This is a genomic window from Kitasatospora sp. NPDC058063, assembly GCF_042885395.1.
In the GTDB taxonomy this organism is placed as follows: Bacteria; Actinomycetota; Actinomycetes; order Streptomycetales; family Streptomycetaceae; genus Kitasatospora; species Kitasatospora lactacystinica.
In genome coordinates, this window is sequence record NZ_JBHVSD010000009.1 from 120,973 (window position 1) to 144,762 (window position 23,790).

At 75.1% G+C, this 23,790-nt stretch carries 22 protein-coding genes; 11 read left to right on the top strand and 11 right to left on the bottom strand.

Annotated features, from left to right (window positions below):
• Positions 1–55: 55 nt before the first annotated feature.
• A complete protein-coding gene (locus tag ACFVUY_RS17715; protein WP_387730830.1) occupies positions 56–658 on the top strand; it encodes a hypothetical protein in 603 nt (200 codons plus the stop codon).
• A 46-nt stretch (positions 659–704) separates the two neighbouring features.
• Here ACFVUY_RS17715 and ACFVUY_RS17720 read toward each other — a convergent pair whose 3' ends face one another.
• The 5 genes from ACFVUY_RS17720 to ACFVUY_RS17740 form a co-directional block, all read right to left on the bottom strand.
• Positions 705–1,379 (bottom strand): phosphonatase-like hydrolase, encoded by a 675-nt coding sequence (locus ACFVUY_RS17720; RefSeq protein ID WP_387730833.1) that lies wholly within the window; start codon positions 1,377–1,379, stop codon positions 705–707.
• An 11-nt stretch (positions 1,380–1,390) separates the two neighbouring features.
• Positions 1,391–2,512, bottom strand: coding sequence for a TIGR03364 family FAD-dependent oxidoreductase (locus ACFVUY_RS17725; RefSeq protein ID WP_387730836.1), 1,122 nt, complete (start codon positions 2,510–2,512; stop codon positions 1,391–1,393).
• A 160-nt stretch (positions 2,513–2,672) separates the two neighbouring features.
• Positions 2,673–3,188, bottom strand: coding sequence for a pyridoxamine 5'-phosphate oxidase family protein (locus ACFVUY_RS17730; RefSeq protein ID WP_387685713.1), 516 nt, complete (start codon positions 3,186–3,188; stop codon positions 2,673–2,675).
• Positions 3,189–3,387: 199 nt separating this feature from the next.
• Complete coding sequence (locus ACFVUY_RS17735; RefSeq protein ID WP_387685711.1) at positions 3,388–4,050, bottom strand: phosphatase PAP2 family protein; 663 nt, start codon at positions 4,048–4,050, stop codon at positions 3,388–3,390.
• Positions 4,047–4,715: a DedA family protein gene (locus ACFVUY_RS17740; RefSeq protein WP_387730838.1), complete on the bottom strand. Its 669-nt coding sequence runs from the start codon at positions 4,713–4,715 to the stop codon at positions 4,047–4,049. The genes ACFVUY_RS17735 and ACFVUY_RS17740 overlap by 4 nt, the downstream gene beginning before the upstream one ends.
• Positions 4,716–4,830: 115 nt before the next feature.
• Here ACFVUY_RS17740 and ACFVUY_RS17745 point away from each other — a divergent pair, with 115 nt between their 5' ends.
• From ACFVUY_RS17745 to ACFVUY_RS17755, 3 genes are all read left to right on the top strand, one after another.
• Positions 4,831–5,295 carry a BlaI/MecI/CopY family transcriptional regulator gene (locus ACFVUY_RS17745; protein WP_387730841.1) on the top strand — a complete coding sequence of 155 codons (465 nt, stop codon included), beginning with the start codon at positions 4,831–4,833 and terminating at the stop codon, positions 5,293–5,295.
• Positions 5,292–6,593, top strand: coding sequence for a M56 family metallopeptidase (locus ACFVUY_RS17750; protein ID WP_387730844.1), 1,302 nt, complete (start codon positions 5,292–5,294; stop codon positions 6,591–6,593). Before ACFVUY_RS17745 ends, ACFVUY_RS17750 begins: the two co-directional genes overlap by 4 nt.
• Before the next feature lie 194 nt (positions 6,594–6,787).
• Entirely contained in the window at positions 6,788–8,224 is a 1,437-nt protein-coding gene (locus ACFVUY_RS17755) for a GAF domain-containing protein (RefSeq protein WP_387730847.1), read from the top strand.
• Between the two features lie 58 nt (positions 8,225–8,282).
• On the opposite strand, the gene ACFVUY_RS17760 is transcribed toward ACFVUY_RS17755, so the two are convergent.
• Positions 8,283–8,783, bottom strand: coding sequence for an SsgA family sporulation/cell division regulator (locus tag ACFVUY_RS17760; protein WP_359905384.1), 501 nt, complete (start codon positions 8,781–8,783; stop codon positions 8,283–8,285).
• Positions 8,784–9,112: 329 nt separating this feature from the next.
• Between ACFVUY_RS17760 and ACFVUY_RS17765 the strand changes: the two genes are divergently transcribed.
• From ACFVUY_RS17765 to ACFVUY_RS17780, 4 genes are all read left to right on the top strand, one after another.
• The gene (locus tag ACFVUY_RS17765; protein ID WP_387730850.1) at positions 9,113–10,459 is read left to right on the top strand and encodes a hypothetical protein; all 1,347 of its coding nucleotides are present in this window, start codon (positions 9,113–9,115) and stop codon (positions 10,457–10,459) included.
• A gap of 169 nt (positions 10,460–10,628) precedes the next feature.
• Positions 10,629–11,972: a TerD family protein gene (locus tag ACFVUY_RS17770; RefSeq protein ID WP_387731101.1), complete on the top strand. Its 1,344-nt coding sequence runs from the start codon at positions 10,629–10,631 to the stop codon at positions 11,970–11,972.
• 172 nt (positions 11,973–12,144) lie between these two features.
• Positions 12,145–13,110, top strand: a complete 966-nt coding sequence (locus tag ACFVUY_RS17775) for an SGNH/GDSL hydrolase family protein (RefSeq protein ID WP_387730853.1) — start codon at positions 12,145–12,147, stop codon at positions 13,108–13,110.
• 100 nt (positions 13,111–13,210) lie between these two features.
• A complete protein-coding gene (locus ACFVUY_RS17780; RefSeq protein WP_387685898.1) occupies positions 13,211–13,699 on the top strand; it encodes a GNAT family N-acetyltransferase in 489 nt (162 codons plus the stop codon).
• Between the two features lie 5 nt (positions 13,700–13,704).
• On the opposite strand, the gene ACFVUY_RS17785 is transcribed toward ACFVUY_RS17780, so the two are convergent.
• A complete protein-coding gene (locus ACFVUY_RS17785) occupies positions 13,705–14,397 on the bottom strand; it encodes an RraA family protein (RefSeq protein ID WP_387685698.1) in 693 nt (230 codons plus the stop codon).
• Positions 14,398–14,549: 152 nt separating this feature from the next.
• On the opposite strand from ACFVUY_RS17785, the gene ACFVUY_RS17790 reads away from it, so the two are divergent.
• Positions 14,550–15,110 carry a Uma2 family endonuclease gene (locus ACFVUY_RS17790; protein ID WP_387730856.1) on the top strand — a complete coding sequence of 187 codons (561 nt, stop codon included), beginning with the start codon at positions 14,550–14,552 and terminating at the stop codon, positions 15,108–15,110.
• A gap of 64 nt (positions 15,111–15,174) precedes the next feature.
• On the opposite strand, the gene ACFVUY_RS17795 is transcribed toward ACFVUY_RS17790, so the two are convergent.
• Positions 15,175–16,104 (bottom strand): proline dehydrogenase family protein, encoded by a 930-nt coding sequence (locus ACFVUY_RS17795; protein WP_359905370.1) that lies wholly within the window; start codon positions 16,102–16,104, stop codon positions 15,175–15,177.
• 214 nt (positions 16,105–16,318) lie between these two features.
• Positions 16,319–17,947, bottom strand: a complete 1,629-nt coding sequence (gene pruA / locus ACFVUY_RS17800) for an L-glutamate gamma-semialdehyde dehydrogenase (protein ID WP_387685693.1) — start codon at positions 17,945–17,947, stop codon at positions 16,319–16,321.
• A gap of 454 nt (positions 17,948–18,401) precedes the next feature.
• On the opposite strand from pruA, the gene ACFVUY_RS17805 reads away from it, so the two are divergent.
• Complete coding sequence (locus tag ACFVUY_RS17805) at positions 18,402–20,045, top strand: PucR family transcriptional regulator (RefSeq protein ID WP_387685691.1); 1,644 nt, start codon at positions 18,402–18,404, stop codon at positions 20,043–20,045.
• Here ACFVUY_RS17805 and ACFVUY_RS17810 read toward each other — a convergent pair.
• Together ACFVUY_RS17810 and ACFVUY_RS17815 are read right to left on the bottom strand one after the other, a co-directional pair.
• Positions 20,033–21,523: an alkaline phosphatase PhoX gene (locus ACFVUY_RS17810; protein WP_387685689.1), complete on the bottom strand. Its 1,491-nt coding sequence runs from the start codon at positions 21,521–21,523 to the stop codon at positions 20,033–20,035. The two genes, ACFVUY_RS17805 and ACFVUY_RS17810, sit on opposite strands and share 13 nt — an antisense overlap.
• A gap of 235 nt (positions 21,524–21,758) precedes the next feature.
• Positions 21,759–23,144 (bottom strand): hypothetical protein, encoded by a 1,386-nt coding sequence (locus tag ACFVUY_RS17815; RefSeq protein ID WP_387730859.1) that lies wholly within the window; start codon positions 23,142–23,144, stop codon positions 21,759–21,761.
• 136 nt (positions 23,145–23,280) lie between these two features.
• Between ACFVUY_RS17815 and ACFVUY_RS17820 the strand changes: the two genes are divergently transcribed.
• The gene (locus tag ACFVUY_RS17820) at positions 23,281–23,784 is read left to right on the top strand and encodes a VOC family protein (RefSeq protein ID WP_387730862.1); all 504 of its coding nucleotides are present in this window, start codon (positions 23,281–23,283) and stop codon (positions 23,782–23,784) included.
• The last annotated feature ends 6 nt before the right edge of the window (positions 23,785–23,790 follow it).

The window sequence follows — 23,790 nt, forward strand, 5'->3', positions numbered from 1 at the left end:
GGTCGCTCCGCCCGGCCAGGGGACTCGAAGCGGCCCGCGCCGGTTCGGGGGCGCGGTGGCGCTCATCGCGCTCTCCACCGCCATGCTCGTCGCCGTCATCGCGCTGGACGTCTACGTCAACTCGTTCCTCGCCACCATCGTCGGGTTCGGCTACCCCCTGGTGATGCTGATCGCGTTCGCCCTGCGCCGCGACGCCGACACCAACCCCGCGTTCCAGAAGAGGATGTTCGGCTGGAGCGCGGGCATCTGCGCGGTCGCCTTCGTCGCGTACCTCGCGGGTTCCACCGCCTGGACCAACCTGATCCTGGGCTCGGGCCGGACGGTGCGGGCCGTGGTGGTCGACGAGAAGGTCACCGACTCGCTCCACGGCACCGGGCGGGCGTACACCCTGGCCGCCACGGAGCTGAACGACGAGGTCCCGGGCGGCCCGCTGGAGGAGCGCGACGCGCTGTTCAAGCGCGGAGACGTGGTCACCGTCCGGATGGACCCGGCCGGGCGGGTCGCCCCCAAGCTCCCCGGCGAGGTCGACTCCCCCGCCTACCTGCTGCTGTTCCTCGGCTGCAACGTCCTGATCGACGGCGCCGTGCTCTGGTCGGTGCGCCGGCCCGGGCCGTCGGCCGTCCGAACCGTCGACCGTCCGAGCCGGGCGGGCGCCTGAACCGGACGGCCGCCGCCCCGGGCCGGGCCCGGGGCGGGGTGCCGGATCAGCCCAGCAGGGCGGGCAGTTCGGCGATCGAGCCGAGGACGTGGGTCGCGCCGTCGGCCCGCAGGCGGGCCTCGTCGTGGGCGCCGGTGAGGACGCCGGCGACGACCGGGGCGCCGGCCCGGGTGCCGGTCAGCATGTCGTAGCCGGTGTCGCCGGCGACCGCGACCTGGTGGACCGAGTCGGTGCCGGTGCGCAGCAGCGCGGTGAGCACCAGGTCGGGGTACGGGCGGCCGCGGCCGGCCTCGGCGGGGCAGAGGGTCAGGTCGGCGACGGACCGCCAGCCCAGGGCGTCCAGGATGCGGTCCTGGGTGGTCCGGGAGAAGCCGGTGGTGAGGACCACCTTGCGGCCCCGGCCGCGCAGTTCGGCGATGGCCTCGGCGGCGCCGGGCAGGGCGGCGCAGTGGCCGGCGTCGACCAGGTCGTCGTAGGCGGTCTCGAAGGCGGCGTTGGCCCGCTGGGCCTTCTCCTCCTCGCCGAACAGGTGCCGGAAGACGGAGATCTTGGACTCGCCCATGGTGGCCCGGACGTGGGCCAGCATCGGGTCGAACTCCGGGCTGCCGGCCTCGACGCCGAGCGACGCGGCGGCCGCGGTGAAGGCCTGCTCGACCAGGCCGTCGTCGGCGACGGTGGTGCCGGCCATGTCGAGCACGACCAGGCGGATATCGGTGGTCACAACAAGGTTCCTTACAGGTTGGCGAGTTCGGCGGTGGTCTCGGCGATGGCGGGCGAGCAGGTCATGCCGCGGCCACCGGGGCCGGTGACCAGCCAGACGCCGTCGCGCACGCGCTCGCGGTGGACGACCCGGGTGGTGTCGACGCACTGGGCGTACACCCCGGCCCAGCGGCGGCGGATCCGCGGCATCGGGCGGCCGAGCAGTTCCTCGACCACGCCGGCCAGGTGGTCGTACGGGTCCTCGACGACGTCGAAGCCGAACGGCTGGTCGTACTCGTGGGTGTCGCCGATGGTCAGGCCGCCGTCGCGGCGCTGGACCATCAGCAGCTGCATCCTGTGCTCGGCGGCGACCGGCGGCTGCGGCTGGGTCTCGCGCAGCCGGTCCAGGGCGGTGCCGGCGAAGGCCGGGTAGTAGCGGAAGCTGTCGCCGTCGGCGACGGAGGTGGTCAGGGTCTCGCCGAGCGGGTCGGTCTGCATCATCTGGAGGCGGACCCGGCGGACCGGCAGGGCGGGGGCGAGTTCGCGGACCAGGCCGCCGAGCCAGGCGCCGGTGCAGAGGATCACCAGGTCGCCGGTGTGGACGTCGCCGTGGTCGTCGCGGACGGCGTTCTCGCCGACCACCTCCCGCACCTCGCGCCCGGGCAGGAAGGTGTACCGGCCGGTGGACTCCAGGTGGCCGCGCAGCGCGCGCTGGGCGGTGCGGGGCTCGACGGCGGCGTCGCGCTCGCACCACAGGGCGCCGAGCAGCTTGCCGCGCAGGGCCGGGTTGACGGCGCGGGTCTCGTCCGGGTCGAGCAGCCGGTAGCCGCGGGCGGCGGCGTCCGGCAGGGTCAGGGCCTGCTCGGCGACGGCCAGTTCGGCCTCGGTGCGGATCGCGGTGAGCGACCCGTTCGCCCGGAAGCCGAGGTCCGGGACGCGGGCGCCGATGGACTCCCACAGTTCGCGGGCCCGCAGCGCGGTGTCCAGTTCCTCGCCCTGTGCCCGGCCGCTGACCCAGACCAGGCCGAAGTTGCGCACGGAGGCGCCGCGGGCCTCGGTCTCGCGCTCCAGGTGGACGACCTCGTGGCCGCGCTCGACGGCCTGCCAGGCGTGCATGCTGCCGAGCACGCCTGCTCCTACGACGATGACTCTCATGCGTCCAGGCTGATGCGCCCGGGTGTCCGAGGGGCGTCGGGCTGCCGTCCCGGAGATGAATCACCTGGGAAGTTGTACAGACAACCCGACGGCTATTCGGCGGTGGCGCCCACGGCCCCGGCGGTCGCGGCCGCCGGGGCCGCCGGGACGACCGGGGCGGCTACGACCGCACCACCCGCGCCCGCAGGTAGTTGCGCCGGCCGAAGTTCGGCTCGTCCACCGCCGTCAGCTCCTCCACCTGGAACCGGTACAGCGCCGCCGCCCCGCCGCCGGTCAGGAACTGCCGCCGGGCCTCCTCGTCCCGCGCGAAGGCCGGATAGCGCCCCTGGTAGGCGGCCAGCGCCGCCTCGGCCTGCCGCCCCCAGGCCTCGCCCGCGCTGCCGGTCAGCTGGAGGCCGCGCAGCTGCTCGCCGAAGGCCGGCGGCGGCAGGAAGACGGTGGCGGCGGCCCGGGCCTCCTCGGCCAGGTGGTGGCTGTGCCGGGTGGAGCGCTCGCTGACGAAGTAGAGGACGAGGTCGTCGTCGTACGCGAAGAAGGCCAGGTTGGCGTGCGGGCCGTGCTCGTGCCCCGCGGTGGCGAGGGTGAGCACCATGGCCTCGGCCAGCAGCCCCTCGACGCCCTTGTGCAGCAGGTCCCCCGGCCAGTCCCCCTGCGTGATGTCGAGTCGGTACGGCATTCGGCACTCCCTCCGCTGGCACGCCCGGCGCCGGCGCGCCCGAGCACGACTGAGCCGGGCGGGCGCCCCCCGGAGGAGGCCCCACGCCCGGCTCACATGCTCCACCCGTCGTCCGAAACCGGACAAGGGGCGGGCGGCCCGAGAAACGGCGTCCGAGCGCGCAGCGGCGTCGGAGTTCCCGGCGGCGTCGGCGGCGGGGTCAGCGCCCCTGCGTCGCGTAGCCGCGGTCGACCGGGGGCAGCGCGCCCGGCCCGAGCAGCGGACGCAGCGCACCCGCCCGCATCCGGTCCACCAGCGGTCCGCAGCGCCCGGCGAGCGGCGCCAGCACCACCGCGACCAGCAGCCCGACCAGTGCGCCCACCGCCACGTCGTGCGGGTAGTGCACGCCGACCCAGACCCGGGAGGCGGCCATCAGCGCCGCGAACAGGCCGGCCACCCAGCCGAGCCGCCGGTCGACGAACCAGAGCGCGGCCGCGGCGGCGAAGGCGATCACCGAGTGGTTGCTCGGGAAGGACCAGTCCCCGGTGCCCGGGCAGGTCTCCAGCGCGACGCTGCCGGGGATCTGGGCGCACGGCCGGAGCTCCTCGACCGCGCCCTTGAACACCGAGTTGACGCCGTACGCGACGACCACGATCACCGGCGAGGCGAGCACCCTGGCCATCACGGCCGAGTCCGCGCCGCGCGCCCGCCACCACGCGAGGAGCATGAAGACCGCGAACAGTCCGAGGCCGAGCGCCGACCAGACCTTGATCAGCTCGTCCAACCAGTGCGGGGCGGACTGCGCCCAGCCGTTGACCCGGCTGTACAGGCCGCCGTCGATTCCGCTGCCGTCGTACACGGCGAGCGCCCGGGATGGCGTCACATGTCACCTCCGTGACGTCGCGCCTTACGGGCGCGGAACAGTTCGAGAACAATGGGGAGCACGGAGACAACTACTACCAGACCGATGATGGGCAGCAGATATCGGTCGATGCTGGGGACGGACGAGCCGAGCCCGTACCCGGCGAGCACCACGCCGACCGTCCAGACCACGCCTCCGAGCACCTGCCAGAGGGTGAACGAGCGGACCGGCACGTCGAGTACGCCGCAGAGCGGATTCAGCACCGTACGGACCACCGGGATGAACCGGGCGAGCACGATCGCCTTGCCGTGCCCGTACTTGGTCAGCAGTTCCTCGGCCCGCGCCACGCCCTCCAGCAGGCTCTTGCGCCGGGTCCGGGCCAGCAGCGCCCGGCCGCCGCGGCGGCCGATCAGGTAACCGACCTGGGCTCCGACGAGCGCGCCGACCAGGGCGGCGGGCAGCACCTGCCACAGGTGCAGCTGTGGGCCCTTGGTGGCGCCGGGGACGCAGAGCAGTCCGGCGGTGAACAGCAGCGAGTCACCGGGCAGGAAGAAGCCGACCAGCAGGCCGGTCTCGGCGAACAGCACCGCGGCGATGCCGAGCGCGCCGAAGGCGGCGAGCAGTGAGGACGCGTCCAGCGGGTTCACCGCGAGGTGAACGGCCGGATCGGCGAGGAACTGGAGCAAGGCCGACGGACCTCCCGTACGTTGGGGGGCGGTTCGCATCGGAACCCGCCCGGACCGTCTACAGTTGCGTAGACGGTCTACATGACTGTAGACGAAACTTGGAGGAAGCGCCGCCATGCCCGACGTACCGTCCGCCCGCCGGCCCGCCGGGGAGCTGGAGGCCGAGGTGCTGGCCGCCCTCTGGTCCGCCCGGCAGCCGCTGACGCCGCAGGACGTCCAGGCCGCGCTCGGCGGGGACCTCGCCCGCACCACCATCGCGACGATCCTCGGCCGACTGTTCGACAAGGGCACGGTCGTGCGCACCCGGGCCGGCCGGGCCTACGCCTACACCCCGACCGTCCAGGACACCGCGGGGCTCGCCGCCCGCCGGATGCACACCGAACTCGGCCGCGAGTCCGACCGCTCCACCGTGCTGGCCCGCTTCGTCTCCGACCTCTCCGCCGAGGACGAGCAGTTGCTGCGCGAACTGCTCGGCGACGGCGTCCCGGACGCGGAGACGACCGGGGGCGGCGCCGCGGGCCCGGACACCGCGGGCCCGTACCCCCCGGGCCGGGGCACCCCGGGAGCGGCCGGCCGATGATGCTCGCCGTCTGGGTCCCGCTGCTGCTGCCGTTCCTGGCCGCCCCGCTGGCCCGCCGCCTCGCCGAGGCGCTGCCGCCGCGGGCCGCCGCCTGGATGCTGGCCGCGACCACCGCCGTGCTGGCCGGCGGCACGCTCTGCTCGCTCGGCCTGCTCGCCGCCGACGGGCTGCTCCAGCTCCCGCCCGTCGCCGCCCTCGGCCACCTCTCGCTGCCCTGGCTCACCGCGGCCTCGCCCGGCGCGCCGTTCGCGGCCGCGCTCGCCGCCCTGGCGCTCCTCGCGCTCGGCGCACTGGCGGTGCGCACCGTCCACCGGCGGCAGCGGGAGCTGCGCACCGCCCGGGCCGCGCTCCCGGCCCACGACCACCCCGACCGACCCACCGGCGGCGCCGGCGGCACCGACCGCACCGACCGCACCGACCGCACCGACCGCACCGACCGCACCGACCGCACCGACCGCACCGACCGCACCGACCGCACCGACCGCCACCGTACGGACCGGACGGACCGGACGGACCGGACCGGCGCCCACCGGCCGGGCCGCGCCCCCTCCCCTGCCCAGCATTCGGACATGCGCCCCCCGTGCGCCTCCGTGCGCCGGTCACGCCCCTCGGCGTGGCCGCCCGCACTCACCCGGCTCGCCGCCCGCCTGCGGCCGGTCGCCCTGCTGCGGCCCGCCGCGCTGTTCCGGCCCGCCGACCACCCGCTCACCGTGCTGGACGACGACTGCGCCGACGCCTTCGCCCTGCCCGGCCGCCTGGGCCGCCCCGGCCGACCGGGCGAGCCCGGCCGGATCGTGGTCACCTCCGGCATGCTGCGCGCCCTCGACGGCCCCGAGCGCTCCGCCCTGCTCGCCCACGAACGGGCCCACCTGGCCGCCCGCCACCACCTCTTCCTCGCCCTCGCCGAGCACGCCGCCGACGTCCATCCGGCACTGCGCCCGCTGCGCGCACCCCTCGGGTACCACCTGGAGCGCTGGGCCGACGAGGTCGCGGCTGCCCGGGTCGGCGACCGCGCCGTGACCGCCCGCGCGGTCGGCCGGGCGGCCCTGGCCGCGAGCCGTTCCCCCTGGCCGGCCCGCCCCCGGACGGTCGCCACCGCGCACTCCGGCCCGGTCCCGCGCCGGGTCGCCGCGCTGCTCCGGCCCCGTCCGGCCCCCGCCCCGGGCACCTGGCTGCGGGCCGCCGCCGTGGCCCTGGCCGCCTGCCTGGCACTGAGCACCGGCGCCGCCCTGGAGGCCACCGCCGACCTGCACCACACCGTGGAGGCGGCCCAGCAGGGCTCCGGCGCACAGCGCTGACCGCCGGCCGGGGCCGCCGGGGGTCGGGCCCCGCACCCCGGCGGGCACGGCCGGGCCCTGGGCCGGACCCGCGTTCCGTACCGCCCGGTATGCCGACTTGCCCGACCCCGTCCCCAGCGGCCCACCGCACCCGTACGCTTTCGTCAGCGCGTCGGCCCCGACGCGTCCTCGAACGGCGGCGAGGAGCGAAGCGAGTGCGGCAGACCGGACGGCAGTCCCGACGACCAGAGCGCCGCACCCCGCCGTCCGCGACGGAGCTGGCCAAGGTCCACGACCGCACCCTCGCCGACGCCGCCGCCCGGGAACTGTCCACCCCCGCCCGCGCCGAGGAGACCGGCGGCCCCGGCCTGCTCGAACCCCGGCCCGAGATCGGCGACTCCTGGGCCCGGCTGCGCCGCCTCGGCCTCGACCCCGACACCGGCGCCGCCGCCGTCCTGCTGGGCCCCGGCGAAATCGAACAGCGGCGCCGCACCAGCGGGCTCGACACCGTCCTGCCGGTGCTGCGCGAGACCCTGGTGGAGACCGGCGGCACGGCCCCGCTGCTGCTGGCCGTCGCCGACGCCGAGGGCCACGTGCTCTGGCAGGAGGGCGAACGCGGCCTGCGCCGCAGCGCCGACCGGATCGGCTTCATCACCGGCGCCCGCTGGATCGAGGAGAGCGTCGGCACCAACGGCATCGCGGTCGCGCTGCGCGCCCGGCGCCCGATGCACGTCCACTCCGCCGAGCACTACCTGCGCAGCCACCACTCCTGGACCTGCGTGGCCGCACCGGTGCGCGACCCCGGCACCGGGCAGCTGGTCGGCGCCATCAACCTGAGCGGCCCGGCGCACAGCATCCGCCCGTACCTGCTCCAGCTCACCGCGACCGCCGCCCGGCTGGCCGAGACCGAGCTGCGCGCCCACCGGCTGGAGGCGCTGCACCAGCTGCGCACCCTGGCCGCCCCGCTGCTCGCCCGGGTCGGCGGCCCGGCGCTGGTGGTGGACGCGGCCGGCTGGACCGCCGCCGCGGCCGGGCTGCCGCCGCCCAGCCGGCTGCGGGTGCCCAGCGAGGGCTGGACCCCGGCCGCCGTGCACTGGGTGCCGGGCCTCGGCGAGTGCGCGCTGGAGCCGCTCGCCGACGGCTGGCTGGTGCGCCCGGTCCGGCCGCCCGGGGAGAACGGCTCGGGCGCGGTGACCGCCGAACAGGCCGAGGGCGCCCACCTCCGGCTGGACCTGCGCCGCCCGGACCGCCCCGGGCTGTCCGTCCGGGGCGCGGCCGACAGCTGGTCGCACCCGCTCAGCCCGCGCCACGCCGAACTGCTGCTCCTGCTCGCCACCGGACGCGAGGGCAGCACGGCCGCCCAGCTCGCCGACGCGCTGTTCGGCGACCCGGGCCGGACGGTGACGGTGCGCGCGGAGCTCTCCCGGCTGCGCCGCTACCTGGGCGGGCTGCTGGCCCACCGGCCGTACCGGATCGCCGAGTCGGTGCTGGTCACCGTGGACGGGCCGGACGACCCGTACGACCTGCTGCCCTCCTCCTCGGCCCCGGCCGTGCGGCGGCTGCGGGCCGCGCTGGCCGCGGGGACGGCCCGGCTGCCCGGTGCGCCGCCCCTGCCGCCGCCGCGCGTCGCCGCGCCGACGGAGCGTCGCTGACGCTCCGCCCCCGGACGCTCCGCCCCCGGCCGCGCGGAGCGGATCCGGCGCCCCGTCGTCAGCCGTTCGCGAGCAGCGCGGCCAGCTCGGCGTCGGTGGGACCGCAGCGGCGCTCCTGGTGCTCGGAGACCAGCGCGTAGGTGCGGTCCAGCCAGGCCTGCACCCGGGGCTTGGAGGCCTCCAGCAGTGCGCTGCCGTGCGGGGATTCGAGCGCCAGGTGCAGCGTCGCGCCGTGGCACGGGCAGTACGCCGGCCACAGTTTGACGTCGCCCTGGCCGCTCAGCGCGCGCAGCCCGTCGCGCAGCAGTTCGCGTGAGAACACCCAGTCGGCCTCGTCCGGCCGCCCCAGGTGGAAGGTCAGCAGGACCTCGTACGGGCGCGCGGCGACGAACCGGAACCGGGTGCGCACCTCGCCGACCACCTCCTCGCCCAGCGAGATCCGCAGGATCAGCACCTCCTCCACCGCCGCCGGAGCGGCGGTGGAGCCGTCCCCATCGCCGCCCGTGGGGGTGGCGGCGAGGGGTGCACTTGAGGCTGCGGACAGCGGGTCGGGCGGCATGACGGTCTCTCCGGGACGGCGTGGGATGACCTCAGCCTGCGTCACGCCCGGCGCACCGGGCAAGGGTTGCAAGGGGGTTGCAATAACGCCCGTCCGGGGCGGCCGCTCCTCACCCGCCCTTGTCAGACGGATCGTCAACTTCCGTGTGTCGAAAGGGCGTCCACGAAATGGACGGGGGCCGACCGGGAGGTGATCACCCACTGGTACGCTCTGCCCTCTCCCCGGGCGGGCCCGCGCGGAACCGGCCCGCGACGGCCGGAGCCGGACCCGGCGGCGACGCGTGGGAGAATACGGCGACGCGACGGCGGCTTCGGGGAGGGAGGGGTCCGGTGGCTGTGCGCGAGGACACCGCGCGGGACGTGCACCACGAGCCCGCACGGCAGGGTCGGCACGGGCGGCCGCGCCCGTTCGGCGGCCTGTTCCGGCTGCCCACCCTGCGCCTGTCCGGTGCCGCGATGGCGATGTCCACCGTGGTCGGCATCAGCATCGCCACCACCCTGCTGCTCAACGAGCAGCAGGGGATCGGCCGCCGGGCCGGCGTCGCCCGGGTCGGCTCCACCCCGCCGCCCACGCCGGGCGCCACCGACCAGGCCGAGGCCGCCTCGGAGCAGACCCCGACCGACGGCCTGTCGTCCGCCCCCGCCGCCGGCCACCCCTCGACGGCCCCCTCCTCGCACCTCTCGGCACGCCCGTCGGGACCCGCGCCGGTCGCCGCCACCCCGCCCGCGTCCCGCACGGCGGGCCCGGGCACGCCCCAGACCGGCGGCCAGGCCTCGGCCGGGCAGGACGCGCCGGCCCACGGCACCCAGCTCACCGGCACCGGCACCGGCACCGGCACCGGGGCCGACGCCCCGGCCGGCCCCTCGCCCTCCCCTTCCGTCCCGGCCCCGCCCTGGAACGCCCAGCAGCCCGGCTACGACCCCTCCGCCCCCGGCCAGGGACCGAACATCCCCGGGCTGCGGCCGACCGTGCCCGGCCGCCCGGCGCCGCCGCCGGCCGCGTCCCTCCCGGACGTCGGTGCCGCGGGCGCCCCGGGGAAGGACGCGCCCACCGCGCCCACCGGGCCCACCGGCCCCGTCGAGGACGCCGGCCCGGCCGACCCCGGAAGCGCCCCGGACACCGACCACGCGCTGTCCGGTACCGCCCTGCTCTCCCCGCTCGGCCGGGACGGCCTGCGCCACCGGCTCACCCTCTCGGTGGCCGAGCCGGTCACCGCGTTCCAGGCCGAGTTCCGGCTCGCCCCGGGCGAGTCGGCACCCGGCGCCGGCGCCGCCTGGACCGACCTGCCGGGCGCCGTGATCACCGCCCAGCAGGAGCGCGGCACCCTCGTCTACCGCTTCACCACCCCGCCCGGCACCGACGTCCGGCCCGGCCACTACACCTTCGGCGTCCGCGGTGCCCGTCCGGCTGCGGAGCCGTCCGCCGCGGCGCGCAAGGCGGCCCCGGCGGAGAGCTGGAGCGTCTCCGCCTTCGCCCTCGACCACCCCCGCGCGGTCGCCGCGCTCGGGGGCTTCGGCCCGGCGCAGCCGCTGCTCGCCGAGCCGTGCGCGCCCCGCGCCCGGGCCGCCTCGCCGCTCCCCGGACCGGCCGACGGCCCGGCCCTGGCAACGGCCCCCGCACCGGCCCCCTCCCCGGGCTCCGCACCGCCCACCGCCCCGGCCACCGCGGCGCGCTGACCTGCCGACGGCCGGGTGTAACGGTCGTTCGACGATCCACGGTCGGCCGTTCCGGACGGGCACATCCCCGAACCTCGTTCGTTACTGTGGGCAGCACCCCGGCCCGGCGCCCCGACGGCCCCGGCCGGGCCGCCGTTCCGCACCCGAGGAGGAGTCCGTGTCCACCGTCCTGACCCAAGGCGGCAACGCACCGCTGACCGCCGCGCGAGTGAGCGTCGAGGTCACCGCGCCCAAGGCGCTGGACGTCTCCGGCCTGCTGCTGACCGATGCCGGAAAGGTCCGCTCGGACGACGACTTCGTCTTCTTCAACGCCCCGAACGGCCCCGGCGTCAGCCACCGCCCGGCCACCGCCGGCACCCCCGACGCGATCACCGTCGACACCCGGGCCGTCCCGGCCGGCATCACCAAGATCGTGGTCACCGCGAGCCCCGCCGACCAGGTCTCCACCTTCGCCGGGATGGAGCCCACCGCCACCGTCCGCGACGCCGACACCGGCGAGGTGCTGGTCACCTTCACCCCGCCCCGGCTGGGCCTGGAGACCGCGCTCATCGTGGTCGAGGTCTACCTGCGGGGCGGTGCCTGGAAGGTGCGCGCCGTCGGACAGGGCTACGCCGACGGCCTCGCGGGCATCGCCACCGACTTCGGCGTCAGTGTCGAGGACTCCCCGGCCCCCGCCTCCTCGGCCCCGGCCCCGGCCCCGGTCCCGGCCGCCCAGGCCCCCGCAGCGCCGGTCGCGCCGCCGGCCCCGGTGGACCGCACCGTCCAGCTCCCGGCTCCGCCGGCCGCCCCGCCCGCACCGGCCGGGCCCCCGACCGCCACCCCGGTCGGCACCCCGGTCGACCCGCGGATCGCCCTCGCCACCGGCCAGACCGCCGTCCCGGCCCCGCCCGCGGCTCCCCCGGCCCCCGCCGCGCCCGCGGCCCCGGCCGCCCCCGCCAAGATCACCCTGGACAAGGGCCGGGTCAACCTGGTCAAGGGCAGCTCGGTCTCCCTGGTCAAGAACGGCCGCCCGTTCCTCTCCTCCGTCCGGATGGCCCTCGGCTGGAAGTCCGCCGGCCGCGGCCGTGACATCGACCTGGACGCCTCCTGCCTCGCCTTCGACGCCCGGCACAAGCGGCTGGAGACGGCCTGGTTCATGAAGCTGAGCATCTTCAACGGCGCGATCTCCCACTCCGGCGACAACCTGGTCGGCGGCGAGGGCGGCGACGACGAGGCGATCACCGTCCACCTGGAGGGCCTGCCGGCGGAGGTCCACGGGCTGGTCTTCGTCGTGAACTCCTTCTCCGGCCAGAAGTTCACCGACGTGCGCGACGCCTACTGCCGTCTGCTGGACGCCCGGACGGAGGAGGAGCTGGTCCGCTTCGACCTCACCAACTCCGAGCCCCACACCGGTGTGATGATGTGCAAGCTGGTCCGCCGTCCGGGCGGCGAGTGGGAGATGACGGCACTCGGCGAGTACGTCGACGGCAAGACCGCGCGGGCGATGATCGAGCCCGCCGCCGCGGCGCTGTAGCCGCACACCGCCGCCGGTCCCGCGAGGCCACGACACCACGCGACGACCTCCCGACGTCACGTCCGCGCCCGTGAATTCACCCCCTTGAGGCATCAAGTCGCCACCACGGCGACTCGATTGACTCTCAGGGGGGTGAATCCGCTCTCTCCCCCGCACCCCGAGGAGGAGAGCCGTGCCACACTTCCTGTCCCGCCTCGCCGTCGCCGGCACCGCCACCGCGCTCGCCGCCGGACTGATCACCCCGACCACCGCCCAGGCCGCCGCCCGGCCCGGCGACCGCGCCGCCGCACTGCGGTGGACGGCCCTCGGCGACTCCTACACCGCCGGGGTCGTCGTGGCCACCGGCGACGAGACCGAACCGCGCGACGGCTGCGCCCGCACCGTCGACTCCTATCCCGAGATCCTCCGCCGCGACCTCGGCTCCCTGGTCGCCCTGCGCAACGTCAGCTGCAGCGGCGCCACCACCGGCAGCGTCGACACCGGCGCGCAGTCCCCGCTCGGCCGGCCGCTCCCGCCGCTCGGCACCGACCCCAACGGCCCCTACCCGTCCGTCCCGCCGCAGATCGACGCCGTCGACCCGGCCACCGACCTGGTCACCGTCGGGATCGGCGGCAACGACCTCGGCTTCGCCGAGATCCTCAAGAGCTGCATCGAACTCGGCGCCGTCCAGCTCGGCCGGGGCACGCCCTGCAAGAACAAGTTCGACGCGAGCCTGCCCGACCGCCTGAACCGGCTGCGCGGCGACTACGCCCGGATGCTGACCGCGCTGCACGCCAAGGCCCCGTCCGCCAGGGTCCTCACCGTCGGCTACCCGCACCTCGTCCCCGAGGACGCCGCCCTCTGCCAGTTCGGCAACCCCCTGCAGTTCGGCACCTTCACCACCGGCGACCTCGCCTGGGCCCGCACCGCGCTCCTGGAGCCGCTCAACGCGCTCATCGCCCAGGACACCGCCGCCCGCGGCGACACCTTCGTGAACCTCTACCCCGCCAGTGCCGGCCACAGCGTCTGCGACGCCGACCACTGGCTGGACGGCGTGCTGACCAGCGTCATCCCCCTCGAATACGCCGTGGTGCACCCCAACGCCGTCGGCCAGGCCCACACCGCCGCCCTGGTCGAGGACGCCCTCCTCGACGGCTGACCCTCCCCGCGACGCGGCCCCCGACGACCGGCCCGACGGGCGGGACCACCGAAAACCGGTGGCCCGCCCGCCCGCCGGGGATCATCCTGGTCCGATGCCCATCGACATCCGCGAGGCCACCCCCGAGGACTGGCCCGCCATCTGGCCGTTCTTCCACGCCGTCGTCGCCGCCGGCGAGACCTTCCCCTACCCCCTGGACATGCCCTCCGAGCTGGGCCGGGAGTGGTGGATGCTCGCCGCCCCGAACCGCACGGTGGTCGCGGTGGACGAGGACGGGCGGGTCCTCGGCACCGCCAACATGAACCGCAACCGCCCCGGCAACGGCTCGCACGTGGCCAGCGCCAGCTACATGGTCGACCCGGCCCACCACGGCGAGGGCATCGGGCGGGCCCTGGTCGAGTACACCCTCGACTGGGCCCGCCGGGCCGGCTTCCGCGCCATGCAGTACAACGCGGTGGTCGCCGGCAACCACCACGCCGTGAAGCTCTACCGATCGCTCGGCTTCGAGATCGTCGGCACCGTCCCCGAGGCCTTCCACCACCCGGTGGACGGCTACGTCGGCCTGCACGTCATGCACCGGCCGCTGTAACCGTCCTACTCCTCGATCGCCCCGCCGACCCGCCGCAGGTGCTGCCGGAAGCTGTACGCCGGGTCCGCGGCGCGGCGCCGCAGGTACTCGTCGAAGGCGGTCTGCCGCCGCAGCGTGTCCCCGGCCGCGATCCGTCCGGCCTGCGCGCGCTCGGTCCGGGCGATCGCGCCGGCCGTCTCCAGCACCTCGGCGACCCGGTCGGCGGGCACGAACAGCACCCCGTCCGCGTCGGCGAACACCACGTCCTCGGCACTCACCGGGTGCGGGCCGAACTTCGCCGTCAGCAGCGCCTCCGGCTCCCGGCCGTCCAGCCGCACCGGGCCGAGCGGCAGCGCCCCGTAACTGAAGACCGGCAGCCCGATCTCCAGCAGCTCGGGCGTGTCCCGGTGCAGCCCCCACACCACGATCCCGGCCACCCCGGCGGCCCGCGCCTCCAGCACCGCGAGGTCCCCGATGCAGGCCTCGTCGGTCCGCCCGCCGTTGTCGACCACCAGCACGTCCCCGTCCCGCGCCGCGCCGTACGCCTCCAGGAACACGTCCACGCTCCCGTAGTGCCGCACCGGCAGCACCCGCCCCGCCACCCGGGCCCCGGCCACCACCGCCCCCACCCCCACCGGCGCCACCCGCGGCTCCACCCCGAGCCGCACACAGGCGTCCGCCACCAACGGCGTGGACAGCTCCGCGAAAGCCTTCAGCATCGCCAACTCCTCCGCTCGAAAAGCCAGTTCACCAGCAGGAAGATCCTAGGCCCGACCTCGGACCCACACCATCGAGTGACGATCACGCCATCCCCGTTCCTCCTGTGCGCACCACACATAGCCTTCCGACGCACCCGGTCGAAAGGTCTTCCATGCACACAACGGACAACGAGATCCTGCTTGGGCTGTTTCTCTCCCTGGACACACCTGAGGGTCTGCGGGCCGAACTCGTCGAAGGTGAGATCCTCATCGGGCTCCCCGCTGACGGCTACCACTGCCACCTCATCAGCGAGTTGGCCGATCAGGTGTGGCGCGGGTCGGCCACCGAGATGCAGATGTCGGAGAACAAGGGGCTCCGCCTCGCCGCCGGCGGGCACGGCCCGCCGGACCACGTCATCCCGCGGGCCACGTTCGTCCCGGAGCACCTCCGTCTGTTTCGGGATGCCCCGCCGTGGATGGGGCCGGACGGCGTGGCCATGGTCGCCGAGGTCACATCGAGCAAGCCCGACCTCGACCGGATCACCAAACGGCACTGCTACGCGCGGGCCGGCATCCCGCTCTACCTGCTGATCGACCGCGAGAAGTCCCAGGTCAGCCTCTTCGGCAGACCGCATCGCGAGGAGTACACCGAGGTCCACCTCGCCGCCTTCGGTGAACCGCTCGCCATCCCCGCGCCGTTCGCGTTCGACCTCGACACCAAGCCCTTCCTCTGACGCCGGGAACGCGGACGGCCCGCACCCCCCGTCAGGGGTGCGGGCCGTGGCCTGGGGCGCCGGGTCAGCCGCGGGTGGCCATGGCGCGCAGGAAGAAGGTCAGGTTGGCCGGGCGCTCCGCGAGGCGGCGCATGAAGTACCCGTACCACTCCTGGCCGTACGGGAGGTACACGCGCATCGTGTTGCCCTCGCCGGCGAGGCGCAGCTGCTCCTCGGGGCGGATGCCGAACAGCATCTGGTACTCGAAGGAGTCCCGCTTGCGGCCGTTCCACTGGGCCAGCTGGCCGGCGATCTTGATCATGTTGGGGTCGTGCGAGGCGATCATCGGGTAGCCCTCGCCCGCCATCAGGACCTTCAGGGCGCGGACGTACGCGAGGTCGACCTCGTGCTTGCCCTGGAAGGCGACCGACTCGGGCTCCTTGTAGGCGCCCTTGCACAGGCGCACGCGGGAGCCCTCGCCCGAGAAGTCGCGGCAGTCGGCCTCGGTGCGGCGCAGGTAGGCCTGGAGCACGACGCCCAGCCAGGGGAAGTCCGCCCGCAGCTCGCGCGCGATGGCGAGGGTGGAGTCGGTGGTGGTGTGGTCCTCCATGTCGAGGGTCACCGTGGTGCCGGCGTCGGCGGCGGCCTCGCAGATGCGGCGGGCGTTCTCCAGCGCGATCTTCTCGCCGTCCACCGGGAGGAACTGGCCGACGGCCGACAGCTTGACCGACACCTCGGCGCCGGCCGCGAGGCCGGTGTCCTTGAGGGCCTTGAGCAGGTGCTCGTAGGCCTCGGCGGTGCCGGCGGCCTGGGCGGCGTCCTGGGTGTCCTCGCCGAGGTGGTCCAGGGTGACCTTGCGGCCGGTGGCGATCAGGTCGTCCGTGGCGGTGACGGCGTCGTCGAGGACGTCGCCGGCGACGAAGCGCTCGACTATCGCGTGGGTCGGCGGGAACTTCTCGACCACGGTGCGGACCTGCGGGGACCGGGAGGCCGCGAGAAGGGCGGAACGGAGCATCGTGACTCCTGGAGCTGGTGTTTCCAAGGGTGGCAGAAGGGCCGGGGCGGCGGGCATCCGGGGAGCCGCGCGCAGCGCGTCCCAAGAAGGGTGGCGGCGGGCGACGGGTGGGTGGGCCCCGCCGCCCCGGCGGGCGGCGCCCGGCTGCGGGACCGGGCGTCGCGGGTGACCGGTGGCTACTGGACGAGCCGTACGATCAGCGGCACGGGGCTGGTCAGCCCATGTGCGGGTAGCGGTAGTCCGTCGGCGGGACGAAGGTCTCCTTGACCGAGCGGGTGGAGGTCCAGCGCGCCAGGTTCTGCTTGGCGCCCGCCTTGTCGTTGGTGCCCGAGGCCCGGCCGCCGCCGAAGGGCTGCTGACCGACGACGGCGCCGGTGGGCTTGTCGTTGATGTAGAAGTTGCCGGCCGCGAAGCGCAGCTTGTTCATCGCGTCCTGGGCCGCGGCGCGGTCCTGGGAGATGATCGAGCCGGTCAGGCCGTACGGGGACACCGACTCCATCTGGGTCAGCATCTCCTCGTACTTCTCGTCCTCGTAGACGTGCACGGCCAGGATCGGGCCGAAGTACTCGTCCTTGAAGTACTCGCTCGCCGGGTCCTGGCAGACCAGGACGGTCGGGCGCACGAAGTAGCCCACCGAGTCGTCGTAGGTGCCGCCGGCGAGGACCTCGACCTGCGGGTCGGCCTGGGCGCGGTCGATGGCCGCCTTGTTCTTGGCGAAGGAGCGGTCGTCGATGACGGCCGACATGAAGTTGCTCAGGTCGCTGACGTCGCCCATGGTGAGGCCCTCGACCTCGGCGGCGAACTCGTCCTTGAGGCCGGCCCAGATCGACGCCGGGACGTAGGCCCGCGACAGCGCCGAGCACTTCTGGCCCTGGAACTCGAAGGCGCCGCGGGTCATCGCGGTCTTCAGGACCTTGGGGTCGGCGGACGGGTGGGCGACCAGGAAGTCCTTGCCGCCGGTCTCGCCGACGATCCGCGGGTAGGTGCGGTAGCCGGCGATGTTGTTGCCGACCTCGCGCCACAGGTGCTGGAAGGTGGCGGTGGAGCCGGTGAAGTGGATGCCGGCCAGCGCCGGGTGCTTGAGCGCGACCTCGGAGACGGCCAGGCCGTCGCCGGTGACCATGTTGATGACGCCCTTGGGCAGGCCGGCCTCCTCCAGCAGCTGCATCAGCAGGTGCGCGGAGAACTGCTGGGTCGGGGAGGGCTTCCACAGCACCACGTTGCCCATCAGCGCGGGCGCGGTCGGCAGGTTGCCGGCGATCGCGGTGAAGTTGAACGGGGTGATCGCGTAGACGAAGCCCTCCAGCGGGCGGTGGTCGCTGCGGTTCCACACGCCGTCCGAGGAGATCGGCTGCTCGGCCAGGATCTGGCGGGCGAAGTGCACGTTGAAGCGCAGGAAGTCGACCAGCTCGCAGGGGGTGTCGATCTCGGCCTGCTGGGCGGTCTTGGACTGGCCGAGCATGGTGGCGGCGGCCAGGGTCTCGCGCCAGGGGCCGGCCAGCAGGTCGGCGGCCCTGAGGAAGATCGCGGCGCGCGAGTCGAAGGAGAGCGCCTGCCAGGCCGGGGCAGCGGCCAGGGCAGTGTCGATGGCGTCCTGCGCGTCGGCCTGGGTGGCGTTGCGCAGGGTGCCGAGCCGAGCCGCGTGGTTGTGCGGCTGGACGACGTGGATCTCGGTGCCGCCGCCCATCCGGCGCTCACCGTTGATCGTCATGGTCAGCTGGACCGGCTCCTGGCCGCCCAGCTCCTTCAGCTTGGCCTCCAGGCGAGCCCGTTCCGGGCTCCCGGGGGCGTAGCTGTGGACCGGCTCGTTCACCGGCGCGGGGACCTGGGTCACAGCGTCCATAGAGCGCACGCTCTCCTTCGTTCAGTGCGGGGGACTGCCGGCGCGGGTTGCACGCCGACCACAGCACGAACGCTATTCCTGGCTACCGGGCCACTTGATTGGCCGCGCGGCTAAATTCCCCCGTACGGCGTTGTCCGGCCCGACGAACCTGGTCACGCCGCGGTCACGAACCGTCCCCTCCCACCCCATGGTTCACACCTCCGTGCACCACCGGCTCACGCTCCTGGCCCTGGCCACCGGCTCGCACTCCGGCGCTCGGACTCCGAACGGCGCTCGGCCGCCGAAGGGGGCGCGGACGGCGAAGGGGGCGCGGATGGCGAAGGGGGCGCGGACGGCGCAGTCGGTGCGCCGGCGGGGTCACGGACGGCCCTCCGCCCGACGACAGCCCCGAACGCTGTCCGCCCGGCTAAAATCGACCGCGAAACGTTGTCCGGGCGGATGAAGGAGGACCGGCGTGACCACCTCCGGCCTGCCGCTCCGTCAACTCCTGATGTCCCTCGGCGAACCGCTGGTCGAACTGCAGGCCGCCCCGCAGGGCCTGGACGTCGCGGTGCGCGACGTCGCCATCCTCGACCCGGAGGACCCGCCGACCGCCGCCCCCGGCGAACTCGTGCTCGCGATCGGCGCCCGCGGCCGGGCCGCCCTGCCCGCCCTGCGCGCGGCCGGCCGGGCCGGGGCCGCCGCCGTCGCGGTCAAGCTGGACGGCCCCGGCCAGGCCGACGCGCTGCGCGAGGCCGCCACCGACGCGGGCGTCGCCCTGCTCTCGGTGCGCCGCGAGACCCGCTGGGAGCACCTCGACTCGCTCGCCCGGGCGATCATCGCCGGCCCGGACGCCCCGGACGCCCCCGGCTCCCCCGAACCCAACGCCGGCGACCTCTTCTCCCTCGCCCAGACCGTCGCCGTGCTCACCAACGGCATCGTCTCGATCGAGGACACCTCCAGCCGGGTGCTGGCCTACTCCCGCTCCTCCGACTCCGACGAGGTCGACGACCTGCGCCGGCTGTCCATCCTCGGCTGGCAGGGCCCGGAGCCGTACCTCTCCAAGCTCCGCGAGTGGGGCATCTTCCAGCACCTGCGCAGCTCGGACGCCCCGATCGCGGTCGAGCCGCACCCCGAGCTGGGCCTGCGCCGCCGCCTGGCGATCGGCATCCGGGCCGGGGCGCAGCCGCTCGGCACCATCTGGGTGCAGGAGGGCGCCCAGCCGCTGGCCCCGCTGGCCGAGCAGTCCCTGGTCGGCGCCGCCCGGGTGGCGGCCGCCCAGCTGGTGCGCCGCCGCCGGGAGCTGTCCGCCGACGTCCGGCTCACCCAGACCCTGCTCACCGGCCTGCTGGAGGGCTCCACCGGCCCCCAGTCGCTCGCCACCCACCTCGGCCTGGACCTGCGCCGCCCGGCCACCGTGCTGGCCTACAGCGCGCGCACCACGGACGCGCTGCACCGCTCCGACGTCACCGGCCTGATCTCGGTGCACACCGCGGCCCGGCACCGCACCGCGCTGCTCGCCCCGATCGAGTCCCGGGTGTACGTGCTGCTGCCCGAGCTGCCGCCCGGCCTGCCGATGACCACCGTGCGCGACTGGGCCTCCGAGGTGGTGACGGCCGCCCGCGAGCACCTGGGCGTCCCGCTGCGCGCCGCGATCGGCTCGACCGTCGACGGCCTGGCCCAGGTGCCCGACTCCCGCGCGCAGGCGGACCGGATCCTGGACGCGATGGGCCGCGGCGGGGTGGACCTCGACGTGGCGGCGCTGATCGACGTGCAGGCGGAGGTGCTGGTCAGCGAGATGCTGGCGCTGCTCCAGGAGCGCTCCGGCCTGCGCGACCCGCGGCTGACCGCGCTCACCGCGTACGACCGCCGGCACGGCACCCGGCTCGCCGAGTCGGTGCTGGCCTGGCTGGACGCGCTCGGCGAGGTCCGGGTGGCCGCGGACGCCCTGCACATCCACCCCAACACCCTGCGCTACCGGGTCCGCCGGGCCGAGCAGCTGACCGGCATCGACCTCGCCCAGCCGCAGCAGCGCCTGCTGGCCATGCTGCAACTGCGACTGCCCGCGGACGAGTGGTCCGCGGGCAGCCCTTCACGCTCGGAGGGTCACTCGCCGTAGCCCTGGCCGCGCTTGTGCTCGTTCAGCCGGCGCCACGGGCCGCTGATGGCCAGCTGGATGCCCGGGGTCTGGATGTTGGCGAAGAGGGTCTTGCCGTCGTCCGAGAAGGTCACCCCGGTGAACTCGCTGAACTCGGGCTTCTCGGCGGTGCCGATGTTCAGCTCGTTGCGGGCGATCGGGAAGACCAGGCCCTCCTCGGTGGCGCCGAACAGGTGCGAGACGCCCTCGCCGTCCTCGCAGATCACGATGCCGCCGTACGGCGAGACGGTGATGTTGTCCGGGCCGTCGAAGTTGTCGTGGTCGCCCCAGACGTCGGTGTTGACGCCCAGCAGGACCTTCAGGGTGATGGTGCGGCGGGCCGGGTTGTAGAACCAGACCTGGCCGTCGTGCTGGAGCGGGCTCTCCGAGCGGGCGAAGCTGGAGACGAAGTAGAAGCCGCCGTCACCCCACCACATGCCCTCCAGCTTCCGGGCGCGGGTGACCTCGCCGTCCTTGAACTGCTTGCGCACCGAGACGGTCCTGGCGTCGCGGTCCGCGACCTTGACCCAGTCCACGCCGTAGGTGGTGCCGACCGCGGTGGCGCGGGAGAGGTCGTCGATGAACTTGCCCTGCGCGTCGAAGACCTTGAAGGCCTCCAGCACACCGGCGTCGGCGGCCAGCTGGCGCAGCTTGTAGCGGCCGTGCTTGAAGCCGGCCGGCGGGGTCCAGCGGAACAGCAGGCCGTTCGGGTTCGAGGCGTCCTCGGTCAGGTAGACCTGGCCGCGCTTGGGGTCCACCACGACGGCCTCGTGGGCGTAGCGGCCGAAGGCCTTGACCGGCTGCGGGTCGCGGTTGTAGTCGTCGTCGAACGGGTCGACCTCGAAGATGTAGCCGTGGTCCTTGGTGAAGCCGTTCTTGCCGGCCTTGTCCTCGGTCTCCTCGCCGGACAGCCAGGTGCCCCACGGGGTCACGCCGCCGGCGCAGTTGGTGGCGGTGCCCGCGATGCCGACCCACTGCTCGACCGAGCCGTCCCGCTTGGCGTGCACGATGGTGCAGCCGCCGGCCGCGCCCGGGTCGTAGACGTGGCCCTCGGTCAGCGGCACCGGGTGCGGCCAGTTGGCGCGGGCGCCGGCCAGCTCGTGGTTGACGACCATGTAGTTGCCGCCGCGCTCGTCCTCGAAGGCGGAGGTGCCGTCGTGGTTGCTCGGGGTGAACTCGCCGGTGCGCAGCTTGGTGACGCCGGCCCGGTTGAGGACCTTGTACGAGAAGCCCTTCGGCAGGGACAGCAGGCCGCCCGGGTCCTGGACCAGCGGGCCGTAGCCGACCGCGGTGCCGGCGGCCGAGTTGGTCCCGGCGGCCGCGGCGACCGGGGCCTCGCCGCCGACCGGGGCGGCGATCGCGCCCGGGGCGCTGGCCAGCGCCTCGGCGCTGCCGGCGATCAGCACGCCGGCCCCGACGAGGGTGGAACGGTTGACGAAGTCCCGGCGGGACAGCGACATGGCAGCAACTCCTGAGGATGAGCGGGGGCGTCGGTGCGGGATGCCGACGCCCAGCAGGCTCCGCCGGGCGGGTGAACCCGGTATGACGTCCACCTCACGCCCAGGCGGCCATTTGCCGACCGATGACCTTCACATGACCTCGGCTTTACGCCGGCACCCGTCGAAAGGACGCTCCGTCGGACGCCGCGCGGACCGGAGGGGAGTTCCGTCGGACGCCGCGCGGGCCGGCAGACCGTCAGTGCCGTGCCGCCCGCCACTGCTCCCAGGCCGCCAGCCACAGCTGCTCGGACAGCCGCTGCTCCTCCCACACGCCCGCCCCGCCGCCGCCCGGCCGCTCCCGCCACAGCTGCGCCCAGGCCCGCTGCGCCGGCAGGCTCGCCACCTCGCTCGCGAACACCGTGTACCGGACCACCTCCTCGACGGCAGCCTCGCCCTCCGCCGTGCCGACCAGCCAGTGCGTCTGCTGGGACAGCCGGTCGAGGTGGTTCACCATCGAGGTGACCGCCGCCGCGGCCTCCTCCCGGGTCTCGGTGGCCAGCCGCATCTGCTGGCGCACCGCCGTCTCCCAGCGCACCGCGCCGATGTCCCCGCGCAGCCCGCGCGGCAGTCGCGGCGTACGCCCGACCCGCACCTGCGCCTCGATCGCGGCGGACTCGGCGACGGTCTGCGCGATCAGCGCCCGGTGTGCCTCCATCCCGACGGCGGGCGGCAGTTCGCGCTCCTCGACCGGCACGTGGCGGGCCCGTCGGGCGGCCAGCTCGCGCAGCAGTCCGGTGCGTCCGCGCAGGCAGCGCTCGAAGTCGCCGATCGAGCCGAGCTCCACCGCGCCGGGGGCCACCCCGCGCCCGCAGACCGTCACGGTCAGCCCGCCGACCCGCAGTCGCCCGGCCCACACCGCTTCCGGTCCGGGCGCCGCCGGGGCGCCGGGCTCCGGCACCGGCCGGTCCTCGTGCACCTCCACCGCGCAGGGCTCGCCGTCCACCGTGATCCAGGCGCGCAACGCCCGCACCCGGCCCGGCCCGTCGCCCTCGTCGATGCCCAACTGCTCGTAGACGCGGTCCCGTTCGTCCTCGACCAGGTCCTCCAGCTCGGGCAGCCGCTCGCCCCGATCGGCGCCCGGCCGGTAGGTGCGCACGGTGACGTACGGGCCGGCCGCCGAGCGCCAGTCACCGCACTGGACCTCGACCCAGCGCAGCTCGCCGCCGGAGGTCTCGAAGGCGGCCAGCGCCTCACCGTCCGGCGCCTCACCGTCCACCGCGTCATCCTCGGCCCCGTCACCGGCCGCCGGTCCACCGGTCCGCACGTCCCCGGCCACCGCTCGACCGGCGACCACGCCGTACACCGGGAAGTCGGCCGCCGCCAGGGTCCGGCGGGAGAACGCCTCCTGATCGGCGAACGGGTCGACGGGCCGGCCGGCGGCCCGGTCCACGGGCGGTTCGGCCGCCCGGCCCGACGGCCGGTCGGCGGGCTGCTCCGCGCTCCGGTCCGCGCCGCGCTCCGCGGGCCGACCGGCGAAACGGTCCTCCCGGACCGGCCGGTCCGGAGCCGGGACGGACCCCGAGGGCCCGGTGTTCCGCTTCTGGTGCCTGCCGCCGTTCTCCCGCATCATCCTGTGCCGCACCCCCGATTCCTCGCACCCGCACCGCTGACGCCACCTTACGTGCCCGCAGCTGCCGGGTCATCAGCTCCGCCTCCGGACGGGGGTGGTGGCCGTGTCAGGACGCCCGGTTGTCAGCGGCCCTCCCTAACCTGGCGGCATGACAGCACAGAACGCGGCAGCACAGAACGGGGCGGCGCACGACGGCGCCGCCCAGGACCGGACCCGGCCGGGCGCCTTCCCCGCCCGGATCAGCATCGTCACCCTCGGGGTGACCGACCTCGACCGCAGCGCCCGCTTCTACGAGGCGCTCGGCTGGAAGCGCTCCGCCGCCTCCAGCCCGGAGATCGTCTGGTTCCGCACCGCCGACTCGGCGCTCGGGCTCTTCCCCACCGAGGAGCTGGCCGCCGACGCGGGCCTGCCCCCCGCCGGCGAGCCCTCCTTCCGCGGCGTCACCCTCGCGGTGAACCTGGAGTCCCCCGCCCTGGTGGACGCCGCACTGCGGACGGCGGTGGAGGCCGGCGCCGTGGTGGTCAAGCCGCCGGTCCCGACCGACTGGGGCGGCTACTCCGGCTACTTCGAGGACCCGGACGGCCACCTCTGGGAGCTGGCCCACAACCCGTTCTTCCCCTTCACCGAGGACGGCTCGCTGGACCTTCCGTGACCCGGG